Origin of the sequence: Paenibacillus sp. FSL R5-192 (genome assembly GCF_000517845.1) — a bacterium.
Lineage (GTDB): Bacteria > Bacillota > Bacilli > Paenibacillales > Paenibacillaceae > Paenibacillus > Paenibacillus amylolyticus.
Map to the genome: position 1 here is coordinate 38249 of NZ_ASPR01000043.1, position 16891 is coordinate 55139.

At 47.8% G+C, this 16891-nt stretch carries 14 protein-coding genes; 5 read left to right on the forward strand and 9 right to left on the reverse strand.

The features are described 5' to 3' along the window. The first annotated feature begins 2 nt into the window (after nucleotides 1-2). Complete coding sequence (locus C161_RS20455; RefSeq protein WP_036672415.1) at nucleotides 3-1064, forward strand: LacI family DNA-binding transcriptional regulator; 1062 nt, start codon at nucleotides 3-5, stop codon at nucleotides 1062-1064. A 236-nt stretch (nucleotides 1065-1300) separates the two neighbouring features. Here C161_RS20455 and C161_RS20460 read toward each other — a convergent pair whose 3' ends face one another. From C161_RS20460 to C161_RS20470, 3 genes are all read right to left on the reverse strand, one after another. After that, the gene (locus C161_RS20460; protein ID WP_036672417.1) at nucleotides 1301-2914 is read right to left on the reverse strand and encodes a hypothetical protein; all 1614 of its coding nucleotides are present in this window, start codon (nucleotides 2912-2914) and stop codon (nucleotides 1301-1303) included. Beyond that, nucleotides 2892-3467, reverse strand: a complete 576-nt coding sequence (locus C161_RS20465) for an RNA polymerase sigma factor (protein WP_036672419.1) — start codon at nucleotides 3465-3467, stop codon at nucleotides 2892-2894. Before C161_RS20465 ends, C161_RS20460 begins: the two co-directional genes overlap by 23 nt. Before the next feature lie 259 nt (nucleotides 3468-3726). Then, nucleotides 3727-4242 carry a mismatch-specific DNA-glycosylase gene (locus C161_RS20470; RefSeq protein WP_036672422.1) on the reverse strand — a complete coding sequence of 172 codons (516 nt, stop codon included), beginning with the start codon at nucleotides 4240-4242 and terminating at the stop codon, nucleotides 3727-3729. 121 nt (nucleotides 4243-4363) lie between these two features. Here C161_RS20470 and C161_RS20475 point away from each other — a divergent pair, with 121 nt between their 5' ends. Beyond that, nucleotides 4364-5284 carry an AEC family transporter gene (locus C161_RS20475; RefSeq protein WP_017690279.1) on the forward strand — a complete coding sequence of 307 codons (921 nt, stop codon included), beginning with the start codon at nucleotides 4364-4366 and terminating at the stop codon, nucleotides 5282-5284. Nucleotides 5285-5345: 61 nt separating this feature from the next. On the opposite strand, the gene C161_RS20480 is transcribed toward C161_RS20475, so the two are convergent. Next, nucleotides 5346-5597, reverse strand: coding sequence for a hypothetical protein (locus C161_RS20480; RefSeq protein ID WP_036606446.1), 252 nt, complete (start codon nucleotides 5595-5597; stop codon nucleotides 5346-5348). Between the two features lie 276 nt (nucleotides 5598-5873). On the opposite strand from C161_RS20480, the gene C161_RS20485 reads away from it, so the two are divergent. Further along, the gene (locus C161_RS20485) at nucleotides 5874-6266 is read left to right on the forward strand and encodes a RidA family protein (RefSeq protein ID WP_036606444.1); all 393 of its coding nucleotides are present in this window, start codon (nucleotides 5874-5876) and stop codon (nucleotides 6264-6266) included. Between the two features lie 134 nt (nucleotides 6267-6400). Here the strand turns inward: C161_RS20485 and C161_RS20490 are convergent, their stop codons facing one another. The 5 genes from C161_RS20490 to C161_RS20510 form a co-directional block, all read right to left on the reverse strand. Beyond that, nucleotides 6401-7030, reverse strand: coding sequence for a copper amine oxidase N-terminal domain-containing protein (locus C161_RS20490; protein WP_036606441.1), 630 nt, complete (start codon nucleotides 7028-7030; stop codon nucleotides 6401-6403). Nucleotides 7031-7125: 95 nt separating this feature from the next. Then, nucleotides 7126-9804: a polynucleotide kinase-phosphatase gene (locus C161_RS20495; RefSeq protein WP_084650413.1), complete on the reverse strand. Its 2679-nt coding sequence runs from the start codon at nucleotides 9802-9804 to the stop codon at nucleotides 7126-7128. Further along, entirely contained in the window at nucleotides 9801-11411 is a 1611-nt protein-coding gene (locus C161_RS33090) for a methyltransferase type 12 (RefSeq protein WP_036606439.1), read from the reverse strand. The genes C161_RS20495 and C161_RS33090 overlap by 4 nt, the downstream gene beginning before the upstream one ends. Nucleotides 11412-11844: 433 nt before the next feature. Continuing rightward, nucleotides 11845-12645: a nucleotidyltransferase domain-containing protein gene (locus tag C161_RS20505; protein WP_036606437.1), complete on the reverse strand. Its 801-nt coding sequence runs from the start codon at nucleotides 12643-12645 to the stop codon at nucleotides 11845-11847. A gap of 26 nt (nucleotides 12646-12671) precedes the next feature. After that, nucleotides 12672-14165 (reverse strand): TROVE domain-containing protein, encoded by a 1494-nt coding sequence (locus C161_RS20510; RefSeq protein ID WP_036606435.1) that lies wholly within the window; start codon nucleotides 14163-14165, stop codon nucleotides 12672-12674. A gap of 345 nt (nucleotides 14166-14510) precedes the next feature. Between C161_RS20510 and C161_RS20515 the strand changes: the two genes are divergently transcribed. Then, nucleotides 14511-15866 carry a helix-turn-helix transcriptional regulator gene (locus C161_RS20515; protein ID WP_036606433.1) on the forward strand — a complete coding sequence of 452 codons (1356 nt, stop codon included), beginning with the start codon at nucleotides 14511-14513 and terminating at the stop codon, nucleotides 15864-15866. Beyond that, entirely contained in the window at nucleotides 15814-16698 is an 885-nt protein-coding gene (locus C161_RS20520; RefSeq protein WP_036606431.1) for a WYL domain-containing protein, read from the forward strand. Before C161_RS20515 ends, C161_RS20520 begins: the two co-directional genes overlap by 53 nt. The last annotated feature ends 193 nt before the right edge of the window (nucleotides 16699-16891 follow it).

Sequence of the window (16891 nt, forward strand, 5' to 3'; positions counted from 1 at the left end):
ATATGTCACGCAAAGTATCCATTCAGACGCTGGCTGACCAGCTCGGATTATCCAAATATGCCGTCTCCCGCGCACTCAGTGGCAAGACGGGTGTCAGTGAAGGAACACGCGCACGGGTTCTGGAACTCGCTCGGGCACTGGGGTATCGCCAAAGTACTCCAGGTACTAGCAATAGTTCTGCTACTGCAAACCATGCAGATCCGTCCGATCCACCGTTTGTTCTCATTTGCATGAATCAGCTCAACCGCGGTGAACCCCACTACTGGCAACGTGTTCTGTCAGGCATGATCTCCGCCTGTAATGAGCGTGGTTGGCATCATGCCATTGTATCTCCCTCACTCGGAGTGACGGACGAGAACACCTCTCCCGAAAAAGCTATTGCTCCTCACTTGGACTGGGAACGTTGTGCCGGGATTATTGTCATGGGAGCTTTCCCGCATACGGTTCTGCAACGACTCTCTCAGACGGGTCGGCCTATTATTTTGGTAGATCATCAGGAACCCCTGCTGAATTGTGATACGATCAGCCATGATAATCTGGAAGCTGGCATCACCGTGGCTAGATATCTAATGTCTATGAATTGCCGACGGATCGGCCTCATCACAGATGATGGTCGTGCTGCGAGCTTTGCCCAGCGGAAAATCGGGATAGAGTTGGCTTTGAACCATTTCCATGTGGATACCAGTCATACGACCAGCTTCAGAGAATGGAACATTCCGTATGAGAACGGCGAATGGGTTAACCAACTCGCTACCACCATTCAAAACATGCCAGATAACAAACGTCCCGATGCCTGGATTGGTGTTAATGATGATATTGCCTTGCAATGGATGCACAAATTACAGGAAATGGGCATCTCCACACCGAAAGATTGCCTTGTCATCGGTATCGACAATGTGCACTCCGCAGTCACGTCTTCTCCCCCTCTAACCACAGTTAATCTGTGCAAAGAGGAACTTGGACAGCGTGCCGTTGAAGCTTTACAACGCCGGATAGAACGCCCGGGGACACCAAAAGAAACCGTCATGTTATCGACCACGTTGATTCCAAGGGAATCGGCATAATTCGGAAAAGGTAACCACTCTTTTCTGAAGATGAATTCGTTAGGTACTTGCTGTCCCGTGAGTCTGGTACATATGAAAGAGGCCCCGCATACCATTATGCAGGGCCTCTTTCGTATATTAGGCTTATATCCTTATATTCCTGTACATTCACACTTAAATCTACTGATTCATCCACCCATCCTTATATCATCCATTCGAAGCTTCATTTACTTCATGTCTAAGAATTGTACTACTGGTTATTTCAGCCAAGGCAGGCTACTGTACGACGGAAGATCCACTTCCCAATTCACATCGCGATACTCTCTATTGACTACGGTTCTTTTCAAAGTGAATTTTGTACCCTTTTCTTCGTTAAACCCCCGAATTTTTAATTGCAGATCATCTTCAACGTATTCACCGTTATTATTAGGTTGATCCGGATAACCGTTCACTTCAACAGGATACTCTTTTCCATCCGAATCTACTGCAACCCAGCGATCACCCATGAAAGCATTTCGGAACGTCCCACTCCCCTTCAGAACTAGTGAATACCCTTCCTTTACATCAATCTTCGGAGGATCATACGATTCCATCAGTGGCTCGTACTCAAAATCATAGAATAATATTTTATCTCCAAGCTGTTCAAATTGTGCAAAAGTATAAAAATTCGTGTCCTTACGCCTCTTATTCAGATCAACTTCCACTGATTTCTCTTCTTTCACCGGCAGGGTGTAACCATCCAGAACAAAGCGAATGTTCTTCGCATCTACCGTTACCAACGCAGGGTCCCATGTCTCTGACAACTTCAACGGCCCACCGTTCCTCAAGTCACTCTGATCTTGGAGCTGGAACTTGGCTTGACGGGCATCTGGTCTTATTCCATTGAAAATTCGATATTCATTTGTTTCAGGAATCTCAAGATGGTAGATGATACTCATATAGCTCGCCCAATTCTCATCAACTTTGGCACGAAGTTCATCATCCAGACTCACATTCAGGTCAAGCCGGGTTCCGTTTGGCGTGCGTACAAGCTGTGTCATATCAAGCTTTAGTCCTTCTGGCGTCGTATATGTGTTATCCATAGAATTTTCAACAGCCAATGATTTGGCTTTGGTCATATCGATCTTGAATTTGAAGCTCCAATCCACCGTAACATCTCTATCTTCGTAGGATTTCTTCTCGTAATCATAATATCTGCCCACATTTAAATTACGCAGTTCACCCCGCACGACCACTTGATCCGGAATTTCATCATGAAACTGGAATAACAATCGTTCAGTTAGAGGGCCCTTTGTTCTTGCATCTCTTGCAAGAGTGGCGACCTGTCGCCCCTCTTCATCCGTAACATGAATTCTCCCCAACTCAGGCAGAAACCGTGATACCCCTAATCCATCAGGTGTTGTTTGTTGCATGGTCATTACCATATGAGATCGGTCTACAAGCACGTCTTCAATTTTAAGCGTGTAGCCCTGGTCATTGATATTGATATCTGGATTAACTACAAGTCCGAGAGGTTTAAGACGTTTGTAATCATCTGCAAAATAGGAATATTTCAACTCTTCCGGCACAGCCATGTTCGGTAGCGAGGTGCGATCCACAGCGCTCACTGAGGGTGAGGGTGGCTCTGCTGTTCGGTCAAAAGCAAACCACCCCCCTCCCGCAAGAATCACAACTGCCGCTGCAGCAATTCCAGTCCGGCGCATCCAAGGCGCTCTCTTGGATTTTTTCACGAATGGATGCTCATCTTCTCCATTTTCCATAGATACGCCATCCAGCTTCTGCATGACCTTAAGCGTAAAATCTGCGTCCGGCTCCTCACGGTACAGGTGCTCCTCCCACAACCGATCTTCATCCCTTGAAATAGGCTTCATACGTAGCTAAACCTCCTTTGCGTTCCATTTGCTTCCTCAGCGTTTTTTTCCCGCGATAAAGGGCGTTTCGTACTTTGGTTGAACTCATGCCTGTAATGTCTGCAATCTCTTCATAGCTCAACTCGTTTGTGTACTTTAGTAATAACACCAGACGATACGATTCAGGTAATTGTTCGAGCTGGCGGTATATTTCACGCTGCATCTCTTTATGCAGCACACGTTTTTCCGGTGTTTCATTACTGACAGGTTCGATCGCCTGATCGACCGGAGACATGACGGTTTTCTTTTCCCGCATAAAATCCCGCATCCGATTCACGGCAATGGTGTACACCCACGACGAGAAACTGCTTCCCTCCCGCCGCGACGGGAGATAACGATAGATACGAATGAACGTATCCTGAGCGAGATCCTGTGCATCCGGATGACTCGCGCCCATTCCGCGCATGATGCCGTAGACTTTATTTTTATATCGATCCACTAGCACGGAGAACAACTGCTTATCCCCTGCAACAATGCGCTGAATAAGCTCCTCCTCCGGTATCTGTTGAGTCATGTAATCCCCCTTCTCTACAGCTTCCATGCATGGTTCTGTACTATATAGACGGAAGCCGTTCCCGAAACCTCTCACTTTATCCAAAAAAAAGAATTCGCCCTTATCGGCAAAGCCGACTGGGTGAACTCTGCATACCTACATTCTGTGATTGCCGCTGCACATTCTCTATAGGCTTCGTGGTGAATTTTATGGAACCCCGAATCCACATTCCGTGGCAGTATATTCTTGCTATCTTTCTCTCTCCTGCCTTACTTGCCTCTTAATCTTCCCTGTTCTTCTCCGCAACAAAATCAGCAAGCTGGGAATAGATCGCCACAATCTCATCCATCGACATGCGCACGAGTCCACTGGACGACGGAGCGACGAACTCCTGAATTTCCTTGACGACCGGGTCGTCCTGAAATCCCCATTGCACTTTGGTACGCTTGCTGTACTGGGTGTACACTCCTTTTCCGACAAAACAGGCGATGTCTGGTCGGTATTCCTCCAGCTTTTGCCGTAAAATCTGTCGTCCTTCTGCGTACTCTTCCTTCGTAATATCCTCCATACCTCTGGTGGGACGGGCCACAATATTCGTGAATCCATATCCCAGCTTCAGCAACTCTCCATCCTCCTGTGCATCATATAAACGCGGGGTTAATCCCGAACGTTCAAGAATGCGCCAGAACCGGTTTCCTTTGTAAGCATAATGATGACCCGTCTCTCCAGACGTAATGCTCGGATTGAAACCAATAAACAATATCGATAAACCAACATCCAGATGATCTGGAATCATGATGGGAAGCCCCCTTATCTTTTTTAGCTAATTAAATCTTTCGTGTGTGTATAAAATGATATAATAAGCAAAGTATTTTCGAAATCGGATTGAAATTTTCATGAAAAAGGAAGCTGAACTAATGATTGCAGACATCATGCTTGAAGTCGTCCTGCCCGTCTTTCTCCTGATCGCCGTCGGGTCCTGGATGCAAAAGGTGTTCAAGCTGGACTTGTACACCCTCGCCAAAATCAATTTCTATTGTATTACCCCCGCAGCCGTCTTTATGAGCATGTACCACTCGGATATGTCGGGCGAACTGCTTGGGACCGTGACACTCTTTTACGCGATATATGTATTGATTCTCTATATTGTAGGTTCTGTATTTGCGCGCTCGCTTCGGATGAATAAAGGCATGAAGGCTGCTTTCAACAACAGTATTATGCTGGATAACGCAGGCAACTATGGACTGCCCATTAATGCACTGGTATTCCGTGGCGATCCACTAGCCTCATCCATTCAGGCGCTGGTCATGTCTTTACAAGCATTACTGACATTCACCTATGGTGTGTTGTCCATTCAGGGCGCGAAGCTCAAAGGTAATTACCGTGCCGTGATTATTGGATTTCTTAAAATGCCCGTTCCGTATGCACTCTTGCTGGGGATTCTGTTACACATGTGGAAGGTTCCCTTGCCTACGTTCCTGTCCATGCCGCTGACCTATGCGCAGCAAAGTATGGTTGCCGTGGCGCTTCTGACACTCGGGGCACAGATTGTAAAATATCCAATTCAACTGTATCGCCTTGATGTGTATATTAGCACATTTTTGCGTCTTCTGATTGGCCCGGCTATCGGGATTTCAATTGTGCTACTGCTTGGGTTGGAAGGTATCGCTGCACAGGCACTTATTATCGCTTCCGGTATGCCGACGGGTGTCAACGCATCCATTCTCGCAGAAGAATACGATAACGAACCCGACTTTGCAGCCCAGACAGTACTAATCTCAACGTTGCTTAACATCATCACAATTACGGCACTTATCTCTTATGCCAAAACGTTCTGAAACGAAAAATAAGTCCATGACCCATGAGCAGGGTTGTGGACTTATTTTTGCGGTGCTAAAACTATGTTTCAAACGTCGTTCGTTCCGGGAACTTGCCGCCTTCCCTGAATAAACATCGTACCAGTCGCTGCGCGGCTCGGTTAAAGAAAAAACTCGGGCTTACCCCATCCACCTGGACAGGTTCCAGTTCCTTCACACTTTCCTTAATCTTATTCATCTCAATGAGCCCCATCTTTCGCTCATTCGGTCCGAAGCGATAAATAACCTTCTCATCGTCCTCCGTCTGTTTCACCAGCAGAATCACAGATGCCATACAGGTTACCCCCTATCGTTACGTTATGAGATTCCATTAATCACTTGCCTACTATAATTATTACCCAGATTCTAGTGGAAGGATATAGGACTTAAGTTAGTTATACCTAAATTAAATATCCTGATATAAAGATTCTCTGGAATGAGTCGTTAGGCTCACAAACACCGTGTTTACACTATCCTAATGGATAGTCACTGTCATGAAAGTGCGTACTGCCCAAGTCGTTTTTCTCCGTTTATACTAACCTTATCTTGAATTCCCAAAGGAGAGAAACTTATGACTACAGCTCAAATATATAGCCACGGTGTCCCGTGGGAAGAAGCATTTAGCGTTGCTCAGGGATACAGCATTAACGGTACGATCTACATTGCAGGACAATTTTCGCATGATATGCAGGGAACGTTTATTGGTGTCGATGATATTGAAGCACAGGTTCGCCAGACATTGAATAACTTGGATCGCGTGCTCGCAGGATTTAACGTGACCAAGTCGAACATTGCTGAACTGGAGATTTTTTTGGTTCACCCGCAGGAGCATCTTGAGCCATGTGTTGCTGTGTATAAAGAGTATATTGGTACTCATCGTCCGGCTGTTACGATGGTTGGGACATCGGGTCTGGCCTTCCCTCATCAACTGATTGAGATTCGCGCCGTTGCTCATACCGACTGATCCAGGTCATGTCAAAAGTTGCAGCGCCAAGTAAAATGGCCTGATAAGGTTTCGCTTTAACGAAGTTCATATACAAAAAAAGAAGCAGGGCCGGATAAACTCCTAACCTGCTTCTTTATGAATTCTTATTCTTATTATTTGACTTTCACCGTCAGCGTATTACCAGATGAAGTGAGGGATGCCCCAAGCCCTTCTACCAAAACTCTGAGGGGAATGTACGTCGTTCCCTTAATTTCCTTGGGTGCTGCCTGTAGGGTGACTTCTTTTCCGTTCACCTTCACCTTTTTACTGCCCAAGGTAAAGATTAGCTTGTACTTGTCTTTGGTAACGGTAATGGTCTGAGTCTTACTGTCCCAAGACGTTTTGGCTTTCATTGCTTTGGCCATCTCACGCAGAGGTACGAGATTTGTGTTATTCATTATAATTGGAGACTCGGTGAAAATAACCTTGGAACCATTCACCTTCACCTGAATAGCAGACTTGATATATTCTGGTTTAGGAGTGGCTTTCTTTTGGGTTGCCGTTGAAGACTTATTACTTTTCTTGGTACTTCCTGAACTGGATGAACTTGAAGAGGAAGATTTGGAACTCGAAGAAGAACCTCCGTTGTGATAATGATATTCCCCTTGTTTCAGCCCCCATTTTGCACAGTTGGTTCGACAGGTATGTCCCCCATTTGCATCTGTTCTTCCCGGATGGGCAGATGCAACAGTAGCAAAAATCATAAAAATGGCAAGCAAACTGCTTATTAATTTGATACGCATACGGATAACCTCCAGCAATTAGTTTGGCCAGAGTATCATACCATAATTACCCATACAATATAGGTTAATAACAAAATTTATTTTCACATAACAGTTTACAAACGCGGGTCTACTCGCTCTGATTCTAGCGAAAGCGTCGCCAGCACGCATTCATGAATTCGTTCCACTGGCTCTCTGCGTATAAAGCGCTCGATCCCCTCCATGCCCAAAGCACTCTCCATTAAGGCGTGACGTTCTTTTTTGGACGTTTTGCGTTTACGAAGCCGGGACAGATTGTCGGGTGCCAGGTAATCCATACCATAGATGATGTGCAAATATGCACGTCCTCGTACTTTTATCGCAGGCTGGATGATTTTGTTGCTATTCCAGGCGCGGAATGTTTCGGGTTTGATCACAATCCCCTCATGTCCTTCCGCCGTAATCTCATCCCACCAACGAATGACATCCGCTTCATCTGCCTCACTTGCAATCACGCGATATTCCGTCTTCATCATCAATTTTGATATCCGGGCAAACTCACGGTTTTGTTCCATGTGCCATTCATGCGTTTGCTCCCAAAATGCTCCTGAGCTATGTGCCAGTGTGTGGAACGGCGCAATCCGAATATCTCCGATATCATCCACATCCCAGCAGTATTTCTGGAATACATCGCGAAATGTCTCCGCATTAGCGAGTTTACCTGCTGTCTCCTGCAACCAGTCATCTACATTACGACCTGCCGCTTCAGCTTCGCGCAGTTTGTCCAGCACCGTAGAGCGATCCATGAGCGAAGCTTCGGCCACATGTGCATATTGTGAAGCAATCAGCTCACGCGCCTTCAGATTCCAAGGTACAATCTCTGCATCGAGCAGTACGAACTCCGTCTGATGACGATCAAAATACCCATCTGCAGTCAAGTCCGTATGTAACCTTGACAGCACATCTTGCTCTGTTGAAGGGTCAAAAAAGGATCGGCCTGTCCGTGTCACAATGTTCCCCAGCATAGGTCGGCCCACTCGCTGCACCGCAGCTTGCTCATCGCGGAAAAGAAGTAAAATGGCCCGGCTGCCCATGTGTTTCTTCTCGGCAACCATACGGGTAACGCCCTGTGAGCGATAATACTGGAACGCATCCTGCGGATGCTCCTGATACCCCTCTACAGAACAGACACCCGGGGGCGGACTCATCGTAGGCGGGATGTAGAGCAGTTCTTCCAGCGGCACAGTATAATGGGAAAACGTATCAATCGCCGTCTTCGCCACCTCACCGTGCACAGACACGTCGAGTTTGGATGCTGTCTGAACTGTGAAACCCTCCTTGAACTTACGTATGTTTGGCGGAGCAAAACGCCGCTGTTCCCAGCGCTTTAATGGACTATCCGGATCTCCAGAATAATCCTGCTTCGCCGGAACACTGACTGCCTCACGTTCTGGCATTCGCCAAGCAGTGAGCATGCCACCAAAAACGACACCTTGATCAATGTTGACCGTATCATTCACAATCGTAGGATATGGACGGGGATCATGTCCCCAGACGATGCATTCACCCGAATTGTGATCCACATACCAATCCTTGCGCACTGGCCGACCCTGCTCATCCGTACCTTCCACATCGCCATACCGGCAGTAATCCTGAATACGTTTGGACTGTTTTCCGATAAAATGATCTCGTATCCCTGCGTGTGCCACAACCACCTGTCTTACCCCATTTCGGGAAAAGACCAGATGAGATGGTGCATCAAGCAGAAAGGTCCTAAGCTCTGCACGTACTCGCTTTGCTGTCTCTTGGCCGTGCTCCTGCTCAAACTGTAGCAGTTCCATCTCCACCCGTTCGTCACCATGACTCAGCGTAACGTCTCGACCATCCAGATAACGTGCGATCTTCCAGCCGTGATTACTGTCAATCATGTAGGCGAGCTCGGCGGCACAATGACGTTGCCAGAACAACAGACATTTTAACGATTCAGGTCCACGGCTCGTTACGTCACCAACGGAGACCAATTTGCGTCCTTCAGGGTGACGGTACAGGCCACTTCCGTCCTTGTCCACATATCCGAGGCGCACGATTAATTCCATCATTTCATCATAACAACCGTGAATATCTCCGATGATATCAATACCTGTACCCATGTCAGTCACCAGCGGATTGGATGTGCGGACAAACGTAATCTCATCTGGCCGCTTCAGCACATAACTGGCATCAAAGCCATCCTCACGGATCGAGCGTAATGTGCGCTTGAACTGCTGCACCTGTTGTTTCACCCGTTGACGGCCACGCGGATACTCCCGCTGGGCATCACGTTCCAGTAGTTCTTTTTCCGGAATATCCAACACGACAGCAATCACAGGCACATGAGCCTTTCTCGCCACCTGAATCAGGCGCTCGCGATCCTCGGGATACAGATGTGTCGCATCCACCCAGGTCAGCTTGTTCAGGCGGCAGCGGGTTGCCAGAATCGCCTCCATCGCTTCAAATGCTTTGGCCGATACTTGCTGATACTCCGCATAGATCACATCCGCTTCACTGCGGGGACGGTGTTTCCAATCCACATACTCATCATCTCCAACCAGCATGCGGAATTGATCGGATGAGACGGCTTCCGTGCGGCGAATGACGCTTTCTGCAACAAGACGATCCAGCAACGTACTTTTGCCACTGTTGGACGGGCCGACAAGAACGACAATGCCTGCGTTGGGTAGATGAATCTCACGCTGTCTTTCCTCCGTCCCACTTTCCCTATCCTGCTGCCCTCTGCCTACATCCGAGATTTCGTTCGGTGTTATTATTCTCCTCATGATTGGCTCTCCTTTCTCCGCTCAAAAATGACCAGTTGGGTAGGTTTTCCATAACCTTCTGCATGCTCACCGATACCTTTAATTTCATAGGCATAGTTCCCTTGTTGCGTCCATTCCTCACACCGGGAAACCAGCTCCGCACGGGTCCACTCAAAGCGATGATCATGGTGGCGAAAGCTTTCCTGCTCCATAGCATACACTTCGTTATATTCCTTGTTTGGTGTAGTGACCAGCAGCACTTCTGGCTGATATTCGTTCATGATTGTATCCATAATTCCGTTTAGACGATATTCCTCAATATGCTCAATCACTTCGCACAGGATCATGACGTCCTGGTTTTGCATCTGCTCGTCAAAATAAAACAGTGAACCGATGATTGGTTCCGGCATAGCCACCACTCCTGAACGACCCTCCAACTTAGCAAAGCGCTCCATGGCCCGGAGCCGCGACTGACCGGAAGGTTCAACGGCCAGAATTGCCTCCACACCGGGAATGTACGCCAAACGGGCAGAAAGCTTGCCTTCACCCGCTCCCATATCAACAATGCGCCGTTTGACTGGCAACGCTGCAACCACATCTGTAATCGCACGATAACGCAACTCGTTTAACCGCACAGGAGGTTCAGATTGTTCAGATTGCCCGCCATCTCCTCCAGCTGTACCTGTATCTACATCAGCAATCTTTGCATCACCATCTTCTATCTCTGTATCTGCATCCGTACCTTCACCTGTACCTCTAGAATCTGCATTCAGTTGCTTCTCATCGCTATCGGACTCGGACCCCAGGTGCTCTTGTTCTCCTTCTTCCTGATGTCCTGCTTTATTCTCCTGAATAATCGCTTCCGAGGTGTGGCCTATTCCTCTGTCCTGTCCAAAGGACACAGTCAAAGCACCCTCTTGACGCTCATACTGCCGAATCAGTTCGGTAAAACGTAGCGTACGCTTCACTATGAGTTCTTTCAGTGGGTGAGCATCCAGCCACCCTTCACCATACCGTTTGATTTTATCGATCTCATCTTCACTGATGAAATAATGTTTGTAATTATCCAGCACTGGAATCAGTAGAAAAAGCTGACGCAGTGCATGTTGTACCGTATTACGTCCACGCAGGATGATATGGCGAACCGTGCTTTTATTTTTCAGATCAAATGAATACGATAGTTCTCCACGCTCCACCGAAACGGCGTATCCTAATGGCGAGAATAATTCTTCCACAACTCGATCCGGCAGATCGGAAGCCACTGGTCCAAAGGTCAGTTCCAACTCAAAAGCATGACCTACCCATTGCACATAGTCTTCCTTGGGCTTACCATTCAAGGCCGTCCCTAGCGCCCCACGTATGTAGGAGCAGAACAAGCTGCTGGTCACGAACTCACGATCATTGATATATTGCGTAATGTCATACCCATCAGGTGTACCTCTGACCAGATCCACAGGATCAGGCTCGGCATGAATTAGTACTTCTGTTTCGTTCTCTGTAGCCGCAGTGTACACCATTCTTACACGCACACCTTTGTCTACGCGGTCATATATATTCAGCGGATTCTTCGCTAATAAATGGGATACAACCCCCGCGTCAGCGCCGCTTGCTTTCAAGATCAGATGCATCAGTTCTCCTCCTTATATATGAAAAATGTCGTCACGCACTAGTGCGTTTCTTGCAAACCTGCTGAAAGCCCAAGCGTACTTAAACGTCCCTGAGCCAAAGCAGCACAAGTGCATGATGGAGCGCTAACGAATCGCTGGCGTCTTATTTCATGATGAGAAGCCCCCTTGAAACCTAACGAACCCAAGTCACGCTATATGGGGCTAAACCGCCATTTTCCAGCCTTTTATCCGACTTTTTCGGACAATAACGTGTCCCATGTTCCTTACATTTTAAAAAGGCACCCTGGAGGCCATATAAGACGTCCTGTGTTCCTTAGAACATACTCTCCCTAGCAATTGCAATTCGTCACAATCAGCCAGCCGACCTGGACTATAAAACATTCGGACGCGGACATTCATCATCGAATCGCTTGCCTGGGTGAGAAGAAACGTCCTAATTGTTCCCCCATACTTCTTGCAGTGCCAAACGGAAAATCCGGTCCAATTCTTCAAATTGAATAATCCGCTCATTCTCCATCTGGCCGGCCAGTTGTTCAAAATGCTCAATCTTCTCCGCCAAAAAAGCCTGTATTGCGGGCAGTTGCGGCTCCAGATCCAGTTCCTCGCCCGCCTTTTTCCGGCGCAGCAATTCATGAATCTCCATATATAGCGGCGTAGTCGCAGGTACAAGTTCTTGCACAAGCTCTTCAAATGCCATCGGTGGCATCGCATCATAACGTTCAATCCAGCCACAAGCGAGCAATGGACGTAGAACATAGAAATACTTTTTGATCTTCACCTGCTCACCTTGTAAATAATCGCGGAAGTTCCCCTTTGCCATATTGAGATAATGATACATGCAGGACTTGGGCGAGAAGGTCAAAGGCGACAGTGCACGGATATGCTGTGCCACGTTATACTGTTCATCATACTGAATGGGGGATTGCAGCCACTCCAGTAACGGTGGATTTGATTTGCGAAACAGCTTCAAAGCCTTACGCAGATCCCAACCATTAATATCGAGCTGATCACTGATGGGGCGTTCGATAACATCCCTTTTATCCTCAATCGACAAGTACCACTCCAGCGGTCTTACATACAAGAAACGAACATCATAATCACTATCCTGTGAAGGAAACCCCCACGCCCGACTGCCAGATTCACAGGCATAGATGATCCTTACCTGCTCCTCCTGTTCAATCTGCTTCAGCTGTTGTCTAATCGTATCTCTCATTTCTTCATGAACGTAGGTCATGGTCCGTCCCCTCCAAATTCCCCAATTTAAATCTCTATCTCTCTCACCCGGTTCGCGAGTGTATCATATCCTGCCACAGTCTCGGCAATATACGTCAATACCGTTTCACTCCAACCGTAGATGTAAAAGGTTTTGCCATCCCGTGGCGGTACCATTGCCTGCTGATAAGGTGCTATATCCACAATAAATACCTTCAGCTCCGGATTCATCATCCGGCGATATCGCTCAAGCTCAGCATATAACGGGCTGCCTTCATTCTGCTGTTCATCGGTGATCATAATGATCTGATCCACTTTTTCTCCGATATCCCGAAGTTCCCGCACCGGTCGACCGGTGTCTGTTCCACCTTGTGCGCGAATAAGGTGAGCTTGGGAAAGGATGCTCTCATCCATCTTGGGACGAGCATCCTCAACCATATGGTCGAATAACCAGAACAGTGCGTTACCTCTTGTTTGTTTATAAAGCGCCAGTGCCAGCACCGAACCAATCCGTAAATAATCCCCTTGCATGGAACCGGAACGATCCAGGAAAATAGCCGTTCTTCCCGGCAGCGTTGGTAGGTTGCCAATGGATAGCTCTACCGCTTGTCGCAAAGCATCCCGCAGTTCTTCCCTCGCAATCATTTCATACGCACTGGCGAATCGGAAAGGTAAGATGCGCGACTTACGCAGGGCTTCTGCATCCGTTAGACGACCTGTTACGTAATCGATATTTTTCGATTTCTCAAAAACACCCGCACGATCCATTGCATTCAGATGGCGCAGCAACGCAAAAGTCGGCATTTGTGACATTAACGCCTCCCACACCGTACGTGTCGGTTGCATGATCGAGGTGACCACCGAATACGGGAGTTTACCTTTCTCGATCAGATGCATCCGGCTTGCCGGGTTTGGGGTAGCTTTCAGCTTTTCAAGCGCCTGCAACTGCGGAAGTTCCGTAAGATCCACCTCATGCCCGCGCAAATAACGGAATAAGGCTTTTTGCTTCGTATCTATCGGCTTGGGATGTGCTGTAGCGATCATATCGCCCAGACTGTATCCACGCCCACGCCCGTTGTATTTGATCGCCCAATATTCAGTAATGCCGTTCAAAAATTGACTCACCTGACGCTTCACCGCTCGGCCGCCCTGCCCCCGACCCAATCCTCTCAGAATGGTCAGAAAATCAGCCAAATCAGCCGGTGTCTGTACGACTTGGGAGAACACCTTTGCAAAATGATCCACATCCACTTTGGACAGCAGTGCCAGCCCGTATAGAGGCTGTAACCGCATCAAACCTTCATTACGAGCATAGACCAGCGCCCGCGCCATAAACCCTGCATCGACCTCAGCCATCTCCTGATGACTGACCATCGCATCGTCCATCAGTTGCTGGGTATCTGCATAGAACGTATTGTTCAAAGTATTGGTCATCAACATCTGTATATATTGTTCCTCCACCAATCGCTCATAGGCTCCGTAGCCCCCATGATTACGTGTCGTTGGCTGAGGTTGATTAAATAATTGTTTCGCTCTGCTCATCACTCATGACCTCCCGGTGTGAGTCTATTTACTGATATTCCATAATAAAATGTTCCGAGGAAAAAGGTGGGAAGGTATAATACCCGCTCTACCGCTGAGCTACACCGCCATGTACGGCGGCGATTGGATTCGAACCAACGACCTGGTCGATTAACAGTCGAAGTAACCCTCCCTGGCGCCTCGGAACCTTGATCCGCAGCGTTTGTTGCTGCCCCGCTTCACAACCTTATTATGCCTCACACATCTGCACGCGAACATGGCGAAAGTATGGCGACCATCATAAGTTTAAAATGAAACCTGCCACTCATCCTGCTACAATGAAGGGATAACAAGGAGTGAATGTTCATGGCAAGAGAGAGTTTTGACAAAGAAATTCAGTTCTTACGCATGTTATCCCTAACAAGCGGTGCATATAACCGCAAACAATATGCCGAGCGGCTTGGCATATCCGTACATACCTTTGATAAAACCAATCGCAGATTAAAAGAAATCATGCAGACCGTCGCCGACCAACGCTCAAGTGCCGAAGCAGGCCGGGAAATGGCAGATCTCGTCCGCTTCCAATACGGGGAGTCGGCAGAGCCTATGTTGCTCTTCCTCTTCCGCGCCAAGTCGATGAAAGAGACTGAAGTTCAGCGGCTTTCTGTCCTTTTGCATACCTTACAACATAAAACCCTGACCGCGATGGAACTGCTGGACGCCTGCTGTGCTGATCTGCCGGAGGATCTGGCGTTACCTGACGAGAAAACCATTCGTTCCGATCTAAAGTATCTGGAAGAGGTTGGGGTTATTCGAAAAGAGCCGGGTGGCAGGCCATATCAATATGCCTTACAACAGGACGTCCTTACCCAATTAACAGTGGAGGAACAGCTGGAGTTGTATGATTTTGTGGATATGATGGCGAACACCCAGGTTCCTTCCGTACAGGGGTACTTATTGCGCGACAGTTTAAAAAAAGCCATTACGGCAAGTTTCCCGCAAGAAGAAGCTACCGAGCCCTATATCTATAAGTATCACTATTATTCTCGTATCCTGGACGAAGCTCATCTCTACACGCTGCTTAGTGCGATTCGTCAGCGTAAACGTGTGCAGTTCCTATACTATTCACCGAAAAAACCATCCAGCTACAGTTCACAGAATACGAATCCGCGCTTTGAACGGGAAGCAGGTGGTCGATCCAACCGGATCGTGCCCCTTGAAGTGATCTATGACCATCAGTATGGTCGTTGGTATGTAATTGGATATCAGGGCCGGCGCGGCTTTGTGAAATTCCGCATGGAAGGCATAACACAGTTGGAGGAACAGGATTCAGTAGAAGAGCAATACATGCTCAAACTGAAGCAGCAGTGGACCGACATTAGTCGCTACAGTTGGCTCGTGGATACGGGAAATACCGTGACGGTTCAAGCTCGCTTTTTCCACCCGGAGCGTGGTCAGCGCAACTTTATTCTGGATCGGGTTCGTCTGCAAGGTCAATGGGGCAAAATTATACCCGAAACGGATCATACCTTTCTCTACGAAATCCAGGTCAACGGTACCACTGAGATCAAACCGTGGTTGCGGAGTTTTGGCTCAAGCTGTGAAGTAATCGCACCTCAGAGACTACGCCAAGAGATGATCAAGGAATGGAAGGAGATTGCGGAATATTATGAACCTGTTCGAGAAGATGTTCAACTATCAGATGATGACACGACTGAATGAAACCGGACTGTTCACCTGGACCTCACAGGAACGGGCCTGGCTTCGCATGATGCTGAATCACCCTGCTACGAGAGAAGCGCTGAGCCCTGTAACGTTGGATAAAATGCACAATATGTTGAATAGTGAGCAGGACCTGAACCTTCAAGATTACCTGACCGAAAAAGCCAAAAGCGAAGAAAACAGTGTCTCTCACCCACTACTTCGACAGTTACGGCTAATCATTCTGCATCATCAGGGATTTCGCATGACGGGTCGCGTCCGCAATGGACGCACGAGCCATGATGAATTCGGCTTCCCGTATAAACTGGAGTATTCCATGGTCAAAAAAGAATGGTACGTGCTCTGGTATGCTCCTCGCTTCGACAAACTCATGTCGACCAAGCTGCACAGCATCGTTACCGTGGAAGCCCAACCGGTTGAACCGGATACCGCCTCGGGTTACACTGCCCGAATTGCTGCGATAACAGAGAAGCGTAAAACGACCATCACCATCGAGGTACTGCCCGAGTTCAATCAGGAGCTGTCCCGAATCCTCTATGCCTTCTCCTGCTTCGAAAAACAGGTCGAGTACCTGGAAGCCAAGCAGACATATCGGATCGAGCTGACCGTTCCGCGCAATGAGATGGATTACGTCTTATCCAAAATGCGTTTTCTCGGCAAACGGGTTCGAATTGCTGACCACACAGTACTGCGGGAGCGAATGTCCGAAACAGCTGCGAAGGCACTGGCACGTTATGCGGAAAAAGATCCTGATACGGACTCCGAATGCTCCAATGAAGTTCAGCACCACCAACGTGAGGAAAAGCCCCTTGCGAAAGCCGATGGTCAATGATTTTGTAAGATTGGGTTAACCATAACTATTGCTCAAAAGCCAAATCAAATCCATATACGAAAAAAAAAGGTCTGGATAATTTCATCCAAACCTTTTTGGTATACTTGCTTGCTCGTAAAATATCGTGAAGTGGCAACCAGCTTTACTCCGTTCCACTTAAAATCGTTTCCAGTGTCCAACACATTGCTATGAA